The organism is Acidovorax facilis, assembly GCF_050626955.1.
Classification (GTDB): Bacteria; Pseudomonadota; Gammaproteobacteria; order Burkholderiales; family Burkholderiaceae_C; genus Acidovorax; species Acidovorax facilis.
The window spans coordinates 2,465,654-2,483,118 of the sequence record NZ_CP192460.1; the positions used below are offsets into that span (position 1 = coordinate 2,465,654).

The 17,465-nt window shown below is 61.0% G+C and carries 16 protein-coding genes and 3 tRNA genes; 10 read left to right on the plus strand and 9 right to left on the minus strand.

The window, feature by feature from the left end; translation table 11 throughout:
* The first annotated feature begins 128 nt into the window (after window positions 1–128).
* Entirely contained in the window at window positions 129–2,003 is a 1,875-nt protein-coding gene (locus ACQ4MJ_RS11105) for a M14 family zinc carboxypeptidase (RefSeq protein ID WP_431152645.1), read from the plus strand.
* Between the two features lie 209 nt (window positions 2,004–2,212).
* Here the strand turns inward: ACQ4MJ_RS11105 and ybaL are convergent, their stop codons facing one another.
* A complete protein-coding gene (gene ybaL / locus ACQ4MJ_RS11110) occupies window positions 2,213–3,967 on the minus strand; it encodes a YbaL family putative K(+) efflux transporter (RefSeq protein WP_431152644.1) in 1,755 nt (584 codons plus the stop codon).
* A 207-nt stretch (window positions 3,968–4,174) separates the two neighbouring features.
* Here ybaL and ACQ4MJ_RS11115 point away from each other — a divergent pair.
* The 9 genes from ACQ4MJ_RS11115 to ACQ4MJ_RS11155 all read left to right on the plus strand — a co-directional run bounded on the left by ACQ4MJ_RS11115 (window position 4,175) and on the right by ACQ4MJ_RS11155 (window position 10,999).
* Window positions 4,175–4,251: transfer RNA gene (locus ACQ4MJ_RS11115), tRNA-Arg, on the plus strand.
* Between the two features lie 175 nt (window positions 4,252–4,426).
* Window positions 4,427–5,671, plus strand: coding sequence for a tyrosine-type recombinase/integrase (locus ACQ4MJ_RS11120; RefSeq protein ID WP_431152643.1), 1,245 nt, complete (start codon window positions 4,427–4,429; stop codon window positions 5,669–5,671).
* Window positions 5,672–5,769: 98 nt separating this feature from the next.
* Complete coding sequence (locus ACQ4MJ_RS11125; RefSeq protein ID WP_431152642.1) at window positions 5,770–6,471, plus strand: hypothetical protein; 702 nt, start codon at window positions 5,770–5,772, stop codon at window positions 6,469–6,471.
* Window positions 6,472–6,592: 121 nt separating this feature from the next.
* Window positions 6,593–6,862 (plus strand): helix-turn-helix transcriptional regulator, encoded by a 270-nt coding sequence (locus tag ACQ4MJ_RS11130; protein ID WP_431152641.1) that lies wholly within the window; start codon window positions 6,593–6,595, stop codon window positions 6,860–6,862.
* Complete coding sequence (locus ACQ4MJ_RS11135; protein ID WP_431152639.1) at window positions 6,859–7,119, plus strand: helix-turn-helix transcriptional regulator; 261 nt, start codon at window positions 6,859–6,861, stop codon at window positions 7,117–7,119. The genes ACQ4MJ_RS11130 and ACQ4MJ_RS11135 overlap by 4 nt, the downstream gene beginning before the upstream one ends.
* Window positions 7,120–7,130: 11 nt before the next feature.
* A complete protein-coding gene (locus ACQ4MJ_RS11140) occupies window positions 7,131–7,424 on the plus strand; it encodes a helix-turn-helix domain-containing protein (RefSeq protein WP_431152637.1) in 294 nt (97 codons plus the stop codon).
* Window positions 7,417–9,831 (plus strand): DUF3987 domain-containing protein, encoded by a 2,415-nt coding sequence (locus ACQ4MJ_RS11145; RefSeq protein ID WP_431152636.1) that lies wholly within the window; start codon window positions 7,417–7,419, stop codon window positions 9,829–9,831. The genes ACQ4MJ_RS11140 and ACQ4MJ_RS11145 overlap by 8 nt, the downstream gene beginning before the upstream one ends.
* Before the next feature lie 188 nt (window positions 9,832–10,019).
* Complete coding sequence (locus ACQ4MJ_RS11150; RefSeq protein WP_431152635.1) at window positions 10,020–10,310, plus strand: hypothetical protein; 291 nt, start codon at window positions 10,020–10,022, stop codon at window positions 10,308–10,310.
* A complete protein-coding gene (locus ACQ4MJ_RS11155) occupies window positions 10,307–10,999 on the plus strand; it encodes a hypothetical protein (protein WP_431152634.1) in 693 nt (230 codons plus the stop codon). The genes ACQ4MJ_RS11150 and ACQ4MJ_RS11155 overlap by 4 nt, the downstream gene beginning before the upstream one ends.
* Window positions 11,000–11,754: 755 nt before the next feature.
* Here the strand turns inward: ACQ4MJ_RS11155 and ACQ4MJ_RS11160 are convergent.
* The 8 genes from ACQ4MJ_RS11160 to pgsA all read right to left on the minus strand — a co-directional run bounded on the left by ACQ4MJ_RS11160 (window position 11,755) and on the right by pgsA (window position 17,445).
* On the minus strand, window positions 11,755–12,246 hold the full coding sequence (locus ACQ4MJ_RS11160; protein ID WP_431152632.1) for a hypothetical protein: 492 nt from the start codon (window positions 12,244–12,246) through the stop codon (window positions 11,755–11,757).
* A 327-nt stretch (window positions 12,247–12,573) separates the two neighbouring features.
* A complete protein-coding gene (locus ACQ4MJ_RS11165; protein WP_431152631.1) occupies window positions 12,574–13,257 on the minus strand; it encodes an IPTL-CTERM sorting domain-containing protein in 684 nt (227 codons plus the stop codon).
* Window positions 13,258–13,634: 377 nt separating this feature from the next.
* Entirely contained in the window at window positions 13,635–13,838 is a 204-nt protein-coding gene (locus ACQ4MJ_RS11170; RefSeq protein WP_369642248.1) for a hypothetical protein, read from the minus strand.
* A 192-nt stretch (window positions 13,839–14,030) separates the two neighbouring features.
* Window positions 14,031–14,106, minus strand: a tRNA-His gene (locus ACQ4MJ_RS11175).
* Between the two features lie 48 nt (window positions 14,107–14,154).
* Entirely contained in the window at window positions 14,155–16,086 is a 1,932-nt protein-coding gene (locus tag ACQ4MJ_RS11180; protein WP_431152630.1) for a SurA N-terminal domain-containing protein, read from the minus strand.
* A gap of 60 nt (window positions 16,087–16,146) precedes the next feature.
* Window positions 16,147–16,222: transfer RNA gene (locus ACQ4MJ_RS11185), tRNA-Val, on the minus strand.
* Window positions 16,223–16,237: 15 nt separating this feature from the next.
* Entirely contained in the window at window positions 16,238–16,510 is a 273-nt protein-coding gene (locus tag ACQ4MJ_RS11190) for an HU family DNA-binding protein (protein WP_008906675.1), read from the minus strand.
* 368 nt (window positions 16,511–16,878) lie between these two features.
* Window positions 16,879–17,445, minus strand: coding sequence for a CDP-diacylglycerol--glycerol-3-phosphate 3-phosphatidyltransferase (pgsA, locus tag ACQ4MJ_RS11195; protein ID WP_055400785.1), 567 nt, complete (start codon window positions 17,443–17,445; stop codon window positions 16,879–16,881).
* Between the last annotated feature and the right edge of the window lie 20 nt (window positions 17,446–17,465).

Here is a 17,465-nt window from a genome sequence, read left to right on the forward strand (position 1 = left end):
GCACAGGGCTTTGGCGCGTCAACCCCGGGTTTGCAACGGGATGTACGCTGACACGGCATGGCAGTGACGGGCAGGTAACATCGCCGTAACAAAGCCGCCCGGTCAGGCCTCAGAAGGCAGATACCACCATGAACATGTACTCCAACCCTCACCGCACCCCACCAGAAGCGTCATCGGCCCTGCCGCCACCGGCTCGCCCACAGCGCATGCCCTGGAAGGTCTCGGCGTTGCTGGCAGCCGTGCTGCTGACGGCGTGCTCCAGCACCCCGCTGCCACCCTGGCCATCAGCGCCAGCCACGCGAACCAGCGCGCCGGCCCCCTTGCCCCGCGTTCAGCCAGGTACGGTGGTGCCAGCGCCCTTGGGCCAGGCCCCACAGGCGCAGGCCCCGCGCCAAGGGGCGATCGCCAGCCCGCTGCCACCACCCGCGCCGCTGGTCGTGCAAAACGAAGGCCCGATGGCGCCCCCCTACGGTGCGGCCGTGGCGGCCCGGTTCCCTGATCCACCCATGGCCTACAGCACACCCGGCCTGGGACCGGACCGCAGAGCTTTCACCACCAATGCCGAGCTGGGCCAGTGGCTGCACTCCCTGGCCGATCCGGCTCCCCGTGGGCCCACGCGCACCAAGCTGCTCAACCTGGGCATGTCGCAGCGCGGTGAACCCATCCTGGGCCTGCTGGTGACCCGCGCTGCGGGCACGGAACCCGTCAACCTGGACACCAGCGGGCGGCCCACCGTAGTGCTCGTCGGCCAGCAGCACGGCGACGAGCCCGCAGGCAGCGAAGCTCTGCTCGTGATCAGCCGTGAACTGACCCATGGCCTGCTGGAACCCCTGCTGGACCGGATCAACGTGGTGGTAGTGCCGCGCGCCAACCCCGATGGCGCCGCCGTTGGCACCCGCGTCACGGCCAATGGCGTGGACATGAACCGCGACCACCTGCTGCTGAACACCCCCGAGGCCCGCGCTCTGGCCAAGGTGGTGAACGACTACCGCCCCATCCTGGTGGTGGATGCCCATGAATACACGGTGGTGGGCCGCTACCTGCAGAAATTCAACGCCATCCAGCGTTATGACGCCCTGCTGCAGTACACCACCACCGCGAACTACCCCGAGTTTCTGACCAAGGCCTCGCAGGAGTGGTACCACCAGCCCATGGTGGCGGCCCTGAAGGCCCAGGGCCTGACCAGCGACTGGTACTACACCACCTCAACGAACCCGGACGACAAACGCATCTCCATGGGGGGCACCCAACCCGACACCGGCCGCAATGTGAACGGCCTGAAGAACACTGTCAGCCTGCTGATCGAAACACGGGGTGTGGGCATCGGGCGCATGCACATCCAGCGCCGCGTGCATTCGCAGGTCACAGCCATCACCAGTGCACTGCGCAGCACCGCCGAGCGGGCGGCCAATCTGGAGCAGGTCCGATCCTTCGTTGCTCGCGACGTGAGCGCCCAGGCCTGCCGCGACCAAGTGGTGGTAGAAGCAGCGGCCACCCCCACCCAGCGCGAGCTGGACTTCCTGGACCCCGAAACGGGTGCAGACCGCGCCATCCGGGTGGACTGGAACTCATCCCTCACCTTGCGCCCCACCAAAACCCGCGCCCGCCCGTGCGGCTACTGGCTGTCGGCCGGCTCCAACGCCGCCGTTGAGCGCTTGAAAATGCTCGGCCTGCAGGTGATGCGCGTGGCCGAATCTGGATCGGCACTGGCCGATATCTACCGCGAAACAGCGCGTGAGTCCGGCGACCGGCAGGACGTGATCGGCACCATCGCTGGCGGCAAGGGCATTGTTCGCGTGCAGGTATCGCCAGTGCGCAGTGCCATTGACGTGCCTGCGGGGAGCTTCTATGTGCCACTGAACCAGCCCCGCGCCAACCTGGCAGTGGCCGCCCTGGAGCCCGACACGCAGAACAGCTATTTCGCCAACCACCTGATTGAAGAGCTGGGAAATACCGCGCGCATCATGTCACCCCCTGCCCTCGTGTTTGAAGACATCAACTAGCCTTGAACGCGCCTGCCTGCAACCCACCACCGACGAACAATGCAAGGTCTCGTGGGTCCAGGTGGCAGAAATGCCGTCCAAGGCGCAGGGGGCAGTGCGCAGAAGCAGGCCAGCGAGGCTGCAACCAGTGCCTCGACAGCGAAAATACTATAAAAACAATAGCATTCATCGATTATCCATAAAGCGCTAGCAGCCAAAAATACTGATATTCAGACCCCGCCGTGCAGCGATGCAGGGCGGGTATGCCGCGCAAGGCGTGCTTCGGTACGCTCCAGCACATGGCGGGCCATCGCCTGGGCCAGCGCCTCGTCGGCCAGGAACACCGTGCTGTCGCACTCCTGCGCAAGCCGCCGCGCTTCATCGCCGCTGTGGCTGCGCACCACGGTTTCGATATGGGGATTCAGTGTGCGCGCGGTGGTGATGATCTGCCGCACATTCAGGGTGTCCGGCGTAGCAATGACCAGCATGGCGGCGCGGGCGATGTGCGCTTGAATGAGCACGGCAGGGTCCACCGCATCACCAAACACTGCTGCAATGCCGGACTCCCGCAATGACTCCACCAGTTCGCGGTTCTGCTCGGCAACCACGAACGGGATGTCGCTGGCCACCAGCACATTGGCAACGCGGCGCCCCACCCTGCCGTATCCCACCAGCACCACTTGCCGCGCGAGATAGCGGGCGTCGGTGCTCATGGGCAGTTCGGCCAGGGGATCGTCGCGCTGCTCCAGCCGCCGCGCCAACGCCGAGCGGGCACGCAGCCAAGCCTGCAGCGGGGCAATGGCATGAAAGAGCATCGGATTGAGCGCCATCGAGATCAGCGCCCCCGCCAGCACCAGGCTGGCCCCTTCGGGCGGCAGCAGCCCCAGTGACGAACCCAGCGCCACGAGAATGAAAGAGAACTCCCCGATCTGCGCCAGGCTCGCCGAAACGGTGAGCGCCGTATTGAGCGGGTAGCGAAATGCCAGCACCAGGGCTGCCGCAGCCAGCGTCTTGCCCAGCATGATGATCGCCACCACCGCCAGCACCTGCATTGGCCGGCTCCACAGCACGGAGGGGTCGAACAACATGCCGACCGAGACAAAAAACAGCACGGCAAAAGCGTCGCGCAGCGGCAAGGACTCTTGCGCAGCCCGGTGGCTGAATTCCGACTCGCGCATCACCATGCCGGCAAAAAAAGCCCCCAGCGCAAACGACACCCCAAACAGCGCGGCAGACCCAAAGGCAATGCCCACCGCAGCGGCCACCACACAGAGCGTGAACAGCTCCCGCGAACCCGTGCGCGCCACCTGCCAGAGCACCCAAGGGAACAGACGGCGCCCCACCAGCAGCATCAGCGCAACAAACCCTCCAACCTGCAGCAACGTCCATCCCAAGGTCTGCCACAGCGCCGCGCCATCCACGCCCTGGGCGGCGGAACCTTCCCCCCCTTTGCCGCCACCCAGCCAGCCTGCCAGCGGCGGCAGCAACACCAGCACCAACACCATGGCCAGGTCTTCCACCACCAGCCAGCCCACGGCAATCCGCCCGGTGTGACTGTCCAGAATGCCCAGGGTCTCCAGCGCACGCAACAGCACCACCGTGCTAGCCACCGAGAGCGCCAAGCCAAACACCAAAGCCCCACCCAAGCCCCAGCCCCACCAGGTGGCCAAAGCCATGCCCAGCGCCGTGGCCACCATCATCTGCACCACCGCCCCGGGCACCGCAATCTTGCGCACGGCCAGCAGATCACCCCACGAGAAATGCAGGCCGACGCCAAACATCAACAGCATCACGCCGATTTCAGCCAACTGGCTGGCCATTGCCGCATCTGCCACAAAACCAGGTGTGTACGGCCCGATGACCACGCCCGCCAGCAGATACCCGATCAACGCTGGCAACCGCAACCGCGTAGCCACAAAACCCAACGCCAGGGCCAGCCCCAGCGCGGCAGCGATGGTGTGTATGAGCGTGACGCTGTGCGGCATGGTGCGGGCGGAGTGGGGGAATGCGTTAGCGGGTAGGTGACCTCGTTATACCCGCATCCACCGGGCTTTTGCTACTACCGACATCGGAGCCGCCGTCTTCGGGCCAGCTCCGTACGCAGGGTATGATTCGCGGTCTGCGCTACAGCGCAGTTGCGAAATGTTTTGCAATACAAGCAAGTAGGCGCTTCTCTGCCAAAAGCTTGTCTACTGCCCGTAGCTCAACTGGATAGAGCAATAGCCTTCTAAGCTATAGGTCGGGGGTTCGAGTCCCTCCGGGCAGGCCAAAGTAGCATTTCAGACAGTCTCACAACCTCTCAGAACCCGCATGTTTCCTAGCATTGCGGGTTTTTTGTTGTCTCAGGCCATTTCACTACGTACCATGAGATACCGTCAAAAAAACGGTATCTCTGACGGTATCTCTGAAGTACCGCACCCCAGATACCGTTAGCAGGGGAAGCAATGGCACTCACAGACACATTCGTTAGACAGGTGAAGCACAGCGGCAAAGCCAGCGGGGACAAGCACACCGATGGCGGGGGCATGTACCTACTGGTCAAGGCCAGCGGCAAGTACTGGCGGATGGACTACACCCACGCCGATAAACGCAAGACAATTGCATTAGGCGTGTACCCCGAAGTCTCTTTGGCGAAGGCCCGCAAGCGCCGTGAAGAAGCCCGCGAACTCCTGGCCGAAGGACTCGACCCCAGCGCAGCCAAGAAGGCCGAAAAGCTGGCAACCCGCGTAGCAGCAGCCAACACCTTTGAAGCCGTGGCCCGTGAATTCCACGCCACCCAGGCCAGCGGCTGGAGCCCCCGCTACGCGGCGCGGTGGATCGAGCGCATGGAGAAAGACCTGTTCCCGCACATCGGCAAGCTAACCCTGCCCGCCATCGCCGCCCCCGTGCTGCTGGACGCACTGCGCAAGGTAGAGAAGCGCGGCGCCAACGAAACCGCCCACACCCTGCGCCAGACCGCCGGGCAGGTGTTCCGCTACGGTGTGCAGACCGGGCGCACCGAGCGCAGCCCCGTGAACGACCTGCACGGCGCACTCAAGCCCATCGTGGTCAAGCACATGGCTGCCGTGCTGGAGCCTGCCAAGGCGGGCGAGCTGCTGCGGGCCATTGATGGCTACACCGGCCAGCCTATGACCAAGGCGGCGCTGGCACTGTCTGCCCTGCTCTTTCAGCGCCCCGGCAACATCCGGCAGATGGAATGGGCGTGGATTGACTTCGACAAGGCCCTGCTGACCATTCCGTCCCAGGACATGAAGCGGCGACTGGCGCAGAAGCTCAACGGCAGGCCGCACTTTGTGCCCCTGGCACCGCAGGCCATCGCCATCCTGAAAGAGCTGCAGCCCCTCACCGGCCATGGCCGCTACGTGTTCCCCAGCCTACGCACGGGCGAGCGGGCAATGAGCGACAACACCATCAATGCAGCCCTGCGGCGCATGGGCTTTGCCTCCGACGAGATGAGTGCCCACGGGTTTCGGGCGATGGCGCGGACGCTGATGATTGAGCGCATCCACGGCATATCTGCGGATGTGATCGAAGCCCAACTGGCGCACGGCAAATCGGGGCCGCTGGGGGCAGCCTACGACCGGGCGGAATTCATGGAGCAGCGGCGCAGGATGATGAAAGAGTGGGCGGACTACTTGGACAAGTTACGCAAAGGTGCCGATGTGATCGCATTGCATGGGGCTGCGTGATGCAACACTGACCAAATTGCCAGCCCTAGGCTGATCCCCGAAAACCCGTTTCCCTGCGGGCTGGGCTGGCACCTTTTTGGGGAGCGTGAGGGAACGCGATGACAGTTTCGAAAATCGGTACGTTATTTTTTATTCAGAGTCTTTTAAATTCACATCACAAACAGCTAAAAGAGTATTGGGATGATATTTTTCTTGCATCCGATAACGACCCGTCGTTTGAGGAGGCCGAAGAAGCCATAACCAATTATGTTGAGGGCGATTTCAAAAAACGACAAGCACTGCATTTATCTCTGAAGAGATCCTTAGAAAAGGAGGATTTTTCAGAAGATATACCGGAGCGCATTCTTAAAATTGCTGCCTGCAAACCTGTGGACTACAAGTTGAATGCCGCCGAAATTGAGATAAGGCTGAGTCTACTGCTAGCAATGAGTTCAATAAGTGAGGCAAAGCTAGCGGTTGCGGGCAACAGCTTGAAAGGCAGCATCTCATGGTATGGGCAGGTCAGTTTTTGGATGGGCGTACATGTCGCGGCATATTCTGCCCAACAAAGAGACTGGGACCGATTGGACAAGGCTACCGCCGCGCGTTTGAAAAATGATCCGAAGCAAGCCGCGAAGCAGAAAGTGAAGGAATGCTGGGATGCTTGGCAGAGCAAGCCAAACCAGTACAAAAGCAAATCCGCTTTTGCTAGGGACATGTTGGATAAATTCCCGCATGAAGAAGGAGGCGAAGTCGGACTTGAAAGCCAGCGTGTAATCGAACGCTGGTGCAAAGAATGGGAGTCTGAACTCAGCAAGTAGAGTACGTACGGCGCTAGTAGAATGCGTACTCTGCAAGTAAAGTGCTATATGTTTTCTATTCAAAAAATAGAACCATTCACCCATCAATCACTTTTGGCGTATGCCAGAAAGGAAATGGGAAATGGAAAACACCATTCAACAAGCCGCAGAGTGTCAGCTAGACCGCCTGCGCTCATTGACAGACAAACTGGACTGCCTGACCGAAACGGACGTGATGCTATTGGGCAAGCTGTCCCAAAGCACGGTGGAGGCATGGCGCAAGCGCGGAACGGGCCCCGCGTACATACTGCTAGGTAATCGATACCTCTACCCGCGCAAGGCCGTGGCGCAATATCTGGAAAGTGCAACACGCACGCGCAGCAATCAATCCGCAAAGGAGGTGCTGCAGTGATCCGCCACAACATCCAAGGCGCTGCGCCTTCCATATTCGACGCCTTGCCCGACAGCGCTTTCATCCGCGAAGCGCAACTGGTGCAGAGCCCCAAGCGCCCCGACAGCCCGGCCCCCCTGCCCTTCAGCGCCCCCACGCTATGGCGCAAGGTGAAGGCGGGCACGTTCCCCAAGCCGCACCGGCTGTCTGATCGCGTGACGGCCTGGAAGGTGGGTGACGTGCGCGCGTGGATCAACCAACACACCGCCAATGCGTAAGGGGGCACACCATGCACACCGACGCAACCAAGCGGCAGGCACTGGCCGAGATTCTGGCCGCGCATCCGGGCACCGACACCACGGCGCAATGCACACGCATCCGGGCAGCGCTGGCCCGCTTTGCACTCACCACATTTGAGGCTTCACGCTATCTGGACTGCTACGACCCGCGCGCACGGGTGATGCAACTGCGCCATGCCGGTGATGTGATCCGCACGCACTGGCAGACGGTGGAAACCGAAGGCGGCGGCAAACACCGCGTGGGGCTCTACGTGCTGGAACCCAAGGGGGGCAACCATGCATAGCGCCATTGATGGATTCAGCACTGCGATGGAGGCGGCGGGCCTGCCACCCCCACCCACCATCGAAGCCGACGGCAGCCTGCACCGCTTCAGTACCAGCGGCAAGCGCGGCGACGATTCGGGCTGGTATGTACTGCACCCGGACGGCATCGCAGCGGGCGTGTTTGGCTGCTGGCGCAATGGCTGGTCACAGACCTGGAGCAGCAAGCCCGACACAGCCATGACCCAGGCAGAGCGCGATGCACACCGCCAGCGCATCAAGGCCATGAAGGCACAGCGCGATGCAGAGCAAGCCCAACGCCAGCAGCAGGCGCGCCAGACAGCGGCGGCGCTGTGGCAGGCCGCAGCACCCGCCATGCAGCATGAGTACCTGGCACGCAAGGGCATACAGCCCCACGGCGCCCGGTGTGATGGGCACCGGCTGGTGATCCCCTTGCGTGATGTGGACGGCACGTTGCACAGCCTGCAGACCATTGCGCCCGATGGCGACAAGCGATTCATGCCCGGCGGGCGCGTGGCGGGCTGCTACCACTCCATGGGCAAGCCCCAGGGCGTGCTGGTGGTGTGCGAGGGCTTCGCCACTGGGGCGAGCATCCACGAAGCCACGGGGCACGCGGTGGCGGTGGCCTTCAACGCGGGCAACCTGCTGCCCGTGGCCCAGGCGCTGCACGGCAAATACCCTGCGCTGCGCATCATCGTGGCCGCCGACGATGACTGGCACACCGATGGAAACCCCGGCCTGACCAAAGCCGCCGAGGCGGCGCAGGCGGTGGGCGGCGACCTGTCAAAACCTGACTTTGGCGACAGCCGCCCAGAGAAGGCGACGGACTTTAACGACCTGCACCAACTGCGCGGGCTGGACGCGGTGAAGGCGTGCATTGATAGTGCCGTGACCGCACCCACCGACTGCGGCTGGCCTGACCCCGTGCCCCTGCCCAGTGGCCTGCCACCCGTGGCGCCGTTTGATGCAGCGCTGCTACCCGAGGCGCTGCGGGGTTGGGTGGCAGACATTGCAGACCGTATGCAGTGCCCGCCCGACTTTACGGCGGTGGGGGCCATGGTGGCTCTATCCAGCCTGATCGGTGCGCGTGCTGTGGTCAAACCCAAGGCCCGCGACGATTGGGCCGTGACGCCCAACCTGTGGGGCGCCATCGTGGGCCGCCCTGGTGTGATGAAGTCGCCCGCACTGAGCGAGGTACTGAAGCCCCTGCAGCGCCTTGAAAAAACAGAGCGGGAACAATGGCAGGCCGCGCACGAAGCCTGGCAACTCGATTGCAAGGTAGCCGAGCTGGCCGCCAAGGCCAACGAAAAACAGGCTGCAGCCCAAGCCGCCAAAGACCCAGCCAAAGCGCGGGCGCTGCTGCAGCCAGTGGACAATCTGACCGCAGAGCCCACCATGCGGCGCTATGTGGTGAACGATGCCACGGTGGAGAAACTGGCCGAGCTGCTGACTGTGAACCCATGGGGCACGCTGGTCTATCGTGATGAGATTCACGGCCTGCTGTGCAGCATGGACAAGCAAGGCCAAGAAGGCGCACGCGGCTTCTACCTGACGGGCTATGACGGCAACCAAGGCCATGCCGTGGACCGCATCGGGCGCGGTGAATCGTTTGTGCCCCGCGTATGTCTGGCGATGCTGGGCGGGATCCAGCCCGGCAAGGTGCAAAGCTATGTGCGCGACGCCGTGGCTGGTGGTGCGGGTGATGATGGCCTGCTGCAGCGCTTTGGGCTCACGGTGTGGCCCGATGTGAACCGCGATTTTGTCTATGTGGATCGGTGGCCCGACACCCCCGCAAAACAAGCTGCATGGGCGGTGTTTGAGCGCCTGAATCAACTGCAGCCAGTCACCGACAGCGATGCACAGGAATGGCGCTTTACCGCCGATGCACAGGCATTGTTTGAAGAATGGCTGATCCCTTTTGAAACCGAGCTGCGCGGTGAAGAACTACACCCGGCGCTGGTGTCGCACCTAGCCAAATACCGCAAGCTGGTGCCCGCCCTGGCTCTGATGTTTGCCCTGGTGGACACGCCCGAAAGTGGACACCTGATCCATGGGCGCGAGCTGATCCGCGCGTTAGCGTGGGCCGACTACCTGCGCACCCATGCCGAGCGCCTGTATGCAGCGGCAGTGATGCCCGAAACCAGCGCCGCCAAGCAACTGCTGGACAAGATCAAGGCGGGCAAGCTGGCCGACAGTGACGGGGCTTTGCTGAATGCCTTCACGCCCCGACAGATTGCGGTGAAACACTGGGCAGGACTGGGCACACCAGACGCTGTACGCAAGGCCGCCGACCTGCTGGCCGACTATGGCTGGCTGGAACGCGAGGCCACGCCCAGCGGCGCGACAGGTGGCAGGCCCGGCGAGCGATATGCATTGCACCCCGTGCTGGTGAAAGGGGGCGCGCGATGAAGTGGCTACAGCGCCTGAAATCGGCCCCCAACCCGAACGCCGACGCTACGAAACCTACAGAACCCGGTTTTGTAGGTTTTGTAGCGTGCCCCCATGGGGCTTCTGAAAACTTTGCAGCCCCGCAACAGCCACCGGCTAACGAAGCGAACGCAGACCCTGACCGCTGGTGCTGGCCCCGTGGCTCTGCGATGAACACGGCGGAGATTGACACCTTCACGGCGCGGCTGGCGCGCTTCACCGACAAGGGGCTGACCCTGGACGATGCCGAAGCGCTGGCCGACAAGCTGGTACTGCGTGACAGGGACGGCGACCACCGCCGACAGTGCCTGGAGTGCGCCCATCTGCAAGGCGTGGAACGCTGGAGCTGCGGCAACTGGAAGCAAGCGGCCATAGGCACCCGCGCTGCAGACGCAGGGCTGGCACATGGGCTGGTGGTGATGCTGCAGCACTGCACAGGATTCAAGGAGCAAGCACGATGAAGAAAAAGGCCCAGGCCCCGGCAGCGCCGAGTGGCAACCCCGACCCCAACACCCTGCAGCTACACAAAGACCCAGCGCAGACTGACGCCGCCCAGATCGCGGCAATGGCGCTGGGCAGCGTTGCGGCCAACGCAATGACTGCACGCACGTTCGCAAAGGGCACGTTTGGTGCGCTGGACGTGACCGAGTGCGTGATGACGCTCAAGAAGCGCGTGGACACCACCCACGGCGGCGACCTCAAGCACGCAGAAACCACCCTCACGGCGCAGGCCGCAACACTGGACGCCATCTTTAACGAGTTGGCCCGGCGGGCCGCGCTGAACATGGGCGAGTATCTGGACGCCACAGAGCGCTATATGCGGCTGGCACTCAAGGCCCAGGGCCAATGCCGCGCCACGCTGGAGACCCTGGCCGCCATCAAGAACCCGCCAGTGATCTTTGCCAAGCAAGCCAACATTGCCCACGGGCCGCAACAGATCAACAACAAAACGACAACAAGAAACACCAGCACGCGCGTGAGAAAAACAGAAACACAGCAGAACGAACTATTAGAGGATTCAGGGCATGGCAGCACGCACATGGACGCAGGAGCAACGACAACGCCAGCGCGAGGCCATCCAGAGATGGAAACCATGGCGGAAATCCACCGGTCCAACAAGCAGCACCGGGAAGGCTACCGCAGCGCGTAATGCCTACAGCGGTGGGCGAAGGTCAGAGGAGCGGAGACTCGCCAAAGAATTGAATCAGGCTCTACGAAAGCACAAGGAGTGGCTCTCCGAGCATCTACCTAGATCAATTCCGCAAGACGAATAGGGGTAGTCCTGTCAACGCTGCGCGGGACACGTTAGCGTCCACCGCCTGTCACTTTGCCTCTTTCCATCCGTAGGGAGTCGCTTGTTGCCTTACACCGCTCGCTATGTCCACGCCTTCGGACTCTAGCTGTGATATCGCTTCGCCCATCCAGTCGACTGAATTCGCCTTCTCAGCCCTATCAAATGCAGCATCGTGTCTAGGAAGATCGATGTAGACACCGAATCGGTATTCAATTGCTTCAAACGAATGCCTCATGAGGACGCCATATGAAGCGCAGCGTAAAGCAGCGATTCGTGCCATTTCGCTTGGCTCATCCCGAGGGAAAGTCGTCAAGAGTAGACGCTCTGCCAACCGCGTGATTGCCAAGTGGACTACGGGACTATCAGGAATCCCTAGATAGTGAGACGCCTCAGACGACTGATATGGGAACGAGGGGCTGGCGTCAGAGAACCTATTACTTTGGGTCGAAGTAGCCATGTCGCGCAATGAGCTAAGTGCAGTGTGGTGGGTTATTGCTTTTTCAACCCAATGTACAGCGCAGGCGGCCAAGTGTGGAGTGCACTCTACGACCTGCTCATGCAATTGCACAACAGCGGCACGCTGTCCTTTGAACGCAACACAAAGGGCACTTTCACAAATGACGGTACTTTTGACGGTACTTTTCTAAATCGAAAACATGAAACCAAGCATTCATGCGGGTTTCAAGGAACTTTGTGAACTCCTCCGGGCCCATCCCCTCTGAAAAACACCTTTTCTGCATTGCGCCAGGGAAGAATCGGGGAAGAATTTTCGATTGATGCGACGCCATCCTGACAAAATCGCAGGCATGGCCGCCCAGAACATCGTAGACCTCCCACCCTGCCGCCCAGGCATGGCAGACACCCACCGCCGCGCGACAAACGCATTCCGCGCACACGGTACGGCGCAACCGCAGAAGCTGGTCCTGACCAGGGCCCAGGCCGACGATCTGCTTCTGTGCCGCCTCTATGGCTGCGTGCCAATGAATGGCGTGAAGCCAGAGCAAGGCAAATTCAATGGCAGCCCGATAGAGGTATCGGATGCCACTGCTGGCGTTCTTGTGGCCCACGATGGCACCGAGATGCCGCTGGCGGACTTTGACCAACTAGCTCACGCCTGAAGCCAGCTCTGGACGGTCGTTCTATATGGATGACCTCCTACGACGGCCGACACAGGCGAGTGTCCCAATGAACTCTTTCCACAAGGAGCTCGCCATGGCCACCGACCCGAACGAACACCCAGCCCACAAGGTCCCCGAGACCTATCCCCTTCCCCCGGGCGACCTGCCGCCCAGTACCGAGACGCCGACTATCCCCCCGCAGCCCCAGCTCCCCCAATCAGGGCCGGACTACGTTGGCGAAATTGAGGATGAAGGTGCAGATCCTGTGGGCCCGTCGCCCAGGACCAGATTTCTTCCGATTGCGGACGTCACTTAGCCCCGCTGACGCCGCATAGCTACCATGCCCAGCATAGCCAGCAATGACGACAGTCCAAGTAAGGTGTACTCACCGAGCGTAGGAATGCTAGCTGGAGCGGCGGGTGGCGCTACCCCCACATTGATGATGATCTCGTCGCCAGATGGCACGAACAACGTTTGAGTCCCCACGTTAAGGCCAATCGCTGCCAACGTCGTGCCTGCAAAAATCGTTTGATTGATGATCGGAGACGCAGAAACATAGTTTTCCGGTAGGTACAGCTCAGTTCCCAGGAGAAACACGTTGGGCCCCGAAGAGCTTGACCCAGCGGTCGGCACTACAGCAGGCAGCGAAATGCCAGGCGACAGCGCCCCAGGATACCAATCTCCGTTTGTATCTGAGCCAATGCAGAGGGCATTTGTACCGATGAATCCATCACCAAGAAGACACGGTCCAATGAGGCCCACGGAGGAGAAAGAACTGGTGTTTATCGAGCCTGAGCCACTCATCACAAGATCAGGCCCCACCTGATTGATGTTGATCGTGTAAACAGCCTGAGCTAGGTTCGCTCCCAGGAAGAAAATCAAGCCCACGCCAACGTCTCGCAAATTCATCTCCACCCCTTCATAAGAATACGTATCATTTGAAGTGTAGAGGATGTCTTTGATCCAGCCTAAGCCAAAGTTGCGGGCACGGCCCATGTAAGGTCGGTTTTGGGGTGGTGAAAAGGTCGGCCCCTCCAGCTCCCGAAGGGCGATGCAAGGCGCCAAGCTGGTGAAGTTGTCTATGTCCTCCCGGGGCTCCGAACTCACCCAGCTCCTCAAGGCCGTCAAATACTTGGGCCCGGTAGTTGCCGGGTTCTATCTTGTCGATTCTCAGCGTCAGGATCATCAGCGTTCAATGGATCAGGAGACGGCACAGCCACAGCGTGGAATGCGGTTCACAACCGACCATCACAGCGTCGGCTTCCACCCCTGGCTCACGATTCAAGCGGCGCGGTGGCTCAGTTCTACTTCGGCGCGGACATTTCATGCACTGATGCCTGAAAGGACACTCCCTTCCATCAAAATTCGGAGCACTATCGGTTTGGCTGCGGGACGGCAGCGTAGTTCATGGCGATGGCCTGGACCACCGCGCCAATGAGCGCGCCATCGCCCGCACTCTGAGGCAAAACCTCCCGAACGATCTGGACCGCGTACTCCAGCTGCTCCTTGGCAAGGGCTGCTGACATGGCGTTGCCACGTTTTTCGCTGGGCGACGCGTCGCGGATCAAAAGGCTCATGGAAGACTCCAGAAAAAGCTAAAGACGCAGTATGCGCTGCATACGACGCGCTACATCCCGGCACTACCCAAATCCCGCCAAGAAAGACTGTTCGAAGAGTGGGCTGAAGTAATGGCTCCGGACTGCCCCTCACATGCTGGAGGCCCAAAACAAAAAAGCGCCGCAACATTTGTTGCGGCGCTTTTTCTGATTTGGGGTGGCTGATGGGGCTCGAACCCACGACAACAGGAATCACAATCCTGGACTCTACCAACTGAGCTACAGCCACCGTAGCTTTGTATTATAGCCTGGGATTTGAGCCCCAAGACCAATTTGCTTAATTTTCTGCAGCGGCCTGCAAAGTGGCCGAGGGTCGCGGCGCTTTGATCTCCGCCTTGAAACGCTTCTTGAGCATCTCGTAGTACGCTTGGCCTTCCGCCGAAGCCCACCACTGCATATATTGCTGCCGCTCCTGTTGCGCGCGCTGGCCCTCTGGAGCCGGCCGAGGCACTACACGGTTCACCTTGACCACGGCATAACCCTCACTCCCCAGGTCCACACCAACCCAGGCTGGGAGAGCGTCGGCTGTCGGCGCGTGCAACGCTGCATCAATCAGAGGACGGGGCAGGTTCTGGACCTGCTCACGCGAAATCTGGATGGGGGCACCGAGGCCGCTGGCGGTTGCCGGGGCCGCTTTCCACGCAGCCAGCTTGGCTTCGCCATCCTTGCGCGCCAATTCAGAGGCTTTCTGCCCCACATACAGTTCGCGCACGCGGGCTCGCACTTCTTCCAGCGGCAGGGTTTTGGCGGGGGTGTACTGCACCACACGGCCAGCAGCCAGTTGGCTGGGACCTATTTCCACGGCCTCGGTGTTGCGTTTGTTCTGCACCGAATCCGAAGAGAAAAGTGCTTCCAGGAACTTGGGGTTGGCCAGTGGTCCCACCGCGCCAGGAGCTGGCGTGCGGGTGAGGCCAGACGCGGTCTGCACCTTGAGCTTGAGCTTGTCTGCCACCGGCTTGAGGCTGTCTGCCTGTTCATACACGCTGTTCGTGAATGACTCCGCCACCTCGGCAAACTTGCGCTGCGCCTGCTGCTGCTTGAGTTCGGCTTCCATGGTGGGGCGCAGTTCTTCAAAGGAAGGCTGGCGGGGTGCCTTGATGTCGGTCAGCTGGATGATGTGGTAACCGAAGTCGGTTTCCACCAAATCGCTGATTTCACCCTTCTTGAGGGCAAAGGCCGCGTCTTCAAACGGCTTGACCATGGCGCCCCGTCCGAAGAAATTCAGATCGCCACCTGCGGTGGCCGATCCTTTGTCGTCCGAGGCCTTCTTGGCCACATCCGCAAACGTGGCTGGCGCCTTGCGCACCTGGGCCAGCAGTTCCGTCGCACGTGCCTTGGCCTTCTCACGGTCGGCAGACGATGCGTCCTTGGAGGCATTGATCAGGATGTGGCTGGCGCGACGCTCTTCCTTGCCAGCCATGCGCGCAACGTTTTCCTTGTAGTAGGTGCGCAAGTCGTCCTCATTGAGGGTGATACCGGAACGCACGCTGTCGAGGTCCAGAACCACATACTCCACCGAAGCCTGCTCCATCTGAAGGAACTTTGCGGGATTTGCCTTGTAGTAGGACTCCAGATCTGCATCCGTGGGCGCAACCTTGGCAGAGAAATCTGCAGACTTGAAGCGCACCACCTGGATTTCTCGCTGCTCATAGAGCGGGTCCAGCGCGAGCTTGACCTGGGCATTGGTACTGAAGGCGGTACCCATCACACCACCGATGACCTGGTTGATCGACAGATCGCGGCGGACATTGGCCTCGAAGCCTTCCGGCGTCAAACCTTGCGTACCCACCAGGGCCCGATAGGCTTCTGCGTCCAGCGTACCGTCAGCGCGCTTGAGCCCTGCAATGGCGGGAATCTCCTGCAGGCTGCGTGCCAGCCGCGAATCACTCGTCACCAGGTGCATTTCCTTGGCGGCAGCTGCCAGCACGCGGTCGCGCACCAGGCGCTCGAGCGTGGCGTAGCGGGCCTGGGGAGAGTCAAGAAGCTTGGGATCGACCGAGGGAGACTGCGCACGCATGCGGTCGGTCTCCATGCGATGGGCATTGTCCCAGTCAGTCTGGTTGATCTTGTCGCCATCGACGCGCGCCACCACTGGGCTCTTTTCAGAGAAGTAGTTGCTGTCAATGCCTACCAGCACAAACGATGGAATGATCAGCAAGAACAATAAGATCATCACGATCTTGGAGTGCTTGCGGATGGATTCAAACATGGTCGATCTTTCAGAAGGCAAAAAACAAAAGGCGAACTTGCGTTCGCCTTTGTTCGGTGGTGGTGGGTCCTGACGGTCTCGAACCGCCGACCTACTCCGTGTAAAGGAGCCGCTCTACCAACTGAGCTAAGGACCCCACCTAAACTGATCCTCAGTTCAAGGCATCTTTCAATGCCTTGCCAGGACGGAACTTTGGAACTTTAGCAGCTTTGATTTTAATCGTAGCGCCGGTACGGGGATTGCGGCCCGTGCGAGCAGCGCGTTTGCCGACCGCAAAGGTACCGAAACCGACGAGCGAAACGGTGCCGCCCTTCTTCAGGGTCTTCTTGACGGCCTCGATCGTGGATTCCAGGGCACGAGCAGCGGCGGCCTTGGAGATGTCGGCGTTGGTAGCGATGTGCTCAATCAGTTCGGTTTTGTTCACAAGAAGCCTCTCGGAAAAGAGTTGATGGAATGTCTCGCGGATATCTGGTCTTCACACGTCCGAAAGCGCAGCCGGAGGCTGGTTGAAAACAGACGGGGGAATGACTGGCATACACAGCAGTGGCTGCTGCATCAGATTAAAGCCATCGAGTTTCCGGGTGTCAATACAACACGCTGGTTTGGCGCAGCGTTGGGGTGAATTCTAGTCGTATTTCACGCTGCGACAGGGCTTGTGGGGCGTTTTTGTCTCAAACACGCCGTATGGGCAGCACTCCGTATTGACACCCCAGTTCCGACAATGCAGCGCAGGCCACAGTCCCCCGCATTCATCCGCAAAACCACCGACGGGATGCGCGCGCCACACTCCTGCTACTTCACACGCGCCCGGATTTCTGGCAATGCCTTTTGCAGGTAGTACACCATCGACCAGACCGTGAGCACAGCCGAGGCCCAGATGAGCCAGGTGCCCCACACGCCGGTATCGATGACGCCGAACAGGCGCCCGTCATAAAGAAGGAAGGGGATGGCCACCATCTGCACCGTAGTCTTGACCTTGCCGATCATGTGCACAGCAACGCTCTTGCTCGCGCCGATCTGCGCCATCCATTCGCGCAGGGCTGATATGGCGATCTCGCGGCCGATGATGATGAGCGCAACGAACACATCGGCACGCTGCAGATGCACCAGCACCAGCAGCGATGCACACACCAGAAACTTGTCGGCCACCGGGTCCAGAAAGGCGCCAAACGACGAGGTCTGGTTCAGTTTGCGGGCCAGGTAGCCGTCCAGCCAGTCGGTGGCTGCGAACACCACAAACATCACGGTGGCAATGAGGTTGCGCGTGGCCGGGTCCAGCGGCGCGTAGAACACCCCCACGATCAAAGGTATCGCGACGATGCGCGTCCAGGTCATCAAGGTGGGGATAGTCCAGAACATGGGTCGATTGTGTCACGGCA

Coding starts and splice junctions, on each gene's coding strand:
- ACQ4MJ_RS11105 (WP_431152645.1), top strand. CDS start 129: ATGAACATGTACTCCAACCCTCACCGCACCCCACCAGAAGCGTCATCG.
- ybaL (WP_431152644.1), bottom strand. CDS start 3,967: ATGCCGCACAGCGTCACGCTCATACACACCATCGCTGCCGCGCTGGGG.
- ACQ4MJ_RS11120 (WP_431152643.1), top strand. CDS start 4,427: ATGGCACTCACAGACACATTCGTTAGACAGGTGAAGCACAGCGGCAAA.
- ACQ4MJ_RS11125 (WP_431152642.1), top strand. CDS start 5,770: ATGACAGTTTCGAAAATCGGTACGTTATTTTTTATTCAGAGTCTTTTA.
- ACQ4MJ_RS11130 (WP_431152641.1), top strand. CDS start 6,593: ATGGAAAACACCATTCAACAAGCCGCAGAGTGTCAGCTAGACCGCCTG.
- ACQ4MJ_RS11140 (WP_431152637.1), top strand. CDS start 7,131: ATGCACACCGACGCAACCAAGCGGCAGGCACTGGCCGAGATTCTGGCC.
- ACQ4MJ_RS11145 (WP_431152636.1), top strand. CDS start 7,417: ATGCATAGCGCCATTGATGGATTCAGCACTGCGATGGAGGCGGCGGGC.
- ACQ4MJ_RS11150 (WP_431152635.1), top strand. CDS start 10,020: ATGAACACGGCGGAGATTGACACCTTCACGGCGCGGCTGGCGCGCTTC.
- ACQ4MJ_RS11155 (WP_431152634.1), top strand. CDS start 10,307: ATGAAGAAAAAGGCCCAGGCCCCGGCAGCGCCGAGTGGCAACCCCGAC.
- ACQ4MJ_RS11165 (WP_431152631.1), bottom strand. CDS start 13,257: ATGGGCCGTGCCCGCAACTTTGGCTTAGGCTGGATCAAAGACATCCTC.
- ACQ4MJ_RS11170 (WP_369642248.1), bottom strand. CDS start 13,838: ATGAGCCTTTTGATCCGCGACGCGTCGCCCAGCGAAAAACGTGGCAAC.
- ACQ4MJ_RS11180 (WP_431152630.1), bottom strand. CDS start 16,086: ATGTTTGAATCCATCCGCAAGCACTCCAAGATCGTGATGATCTTATTG.
- pgsA (WP_055400785.1), bottom strand. CDS start 17,445: ATGTTCTGGACTATCCCCACCTTGATGACCTGGACGCGCATCGTCGCG.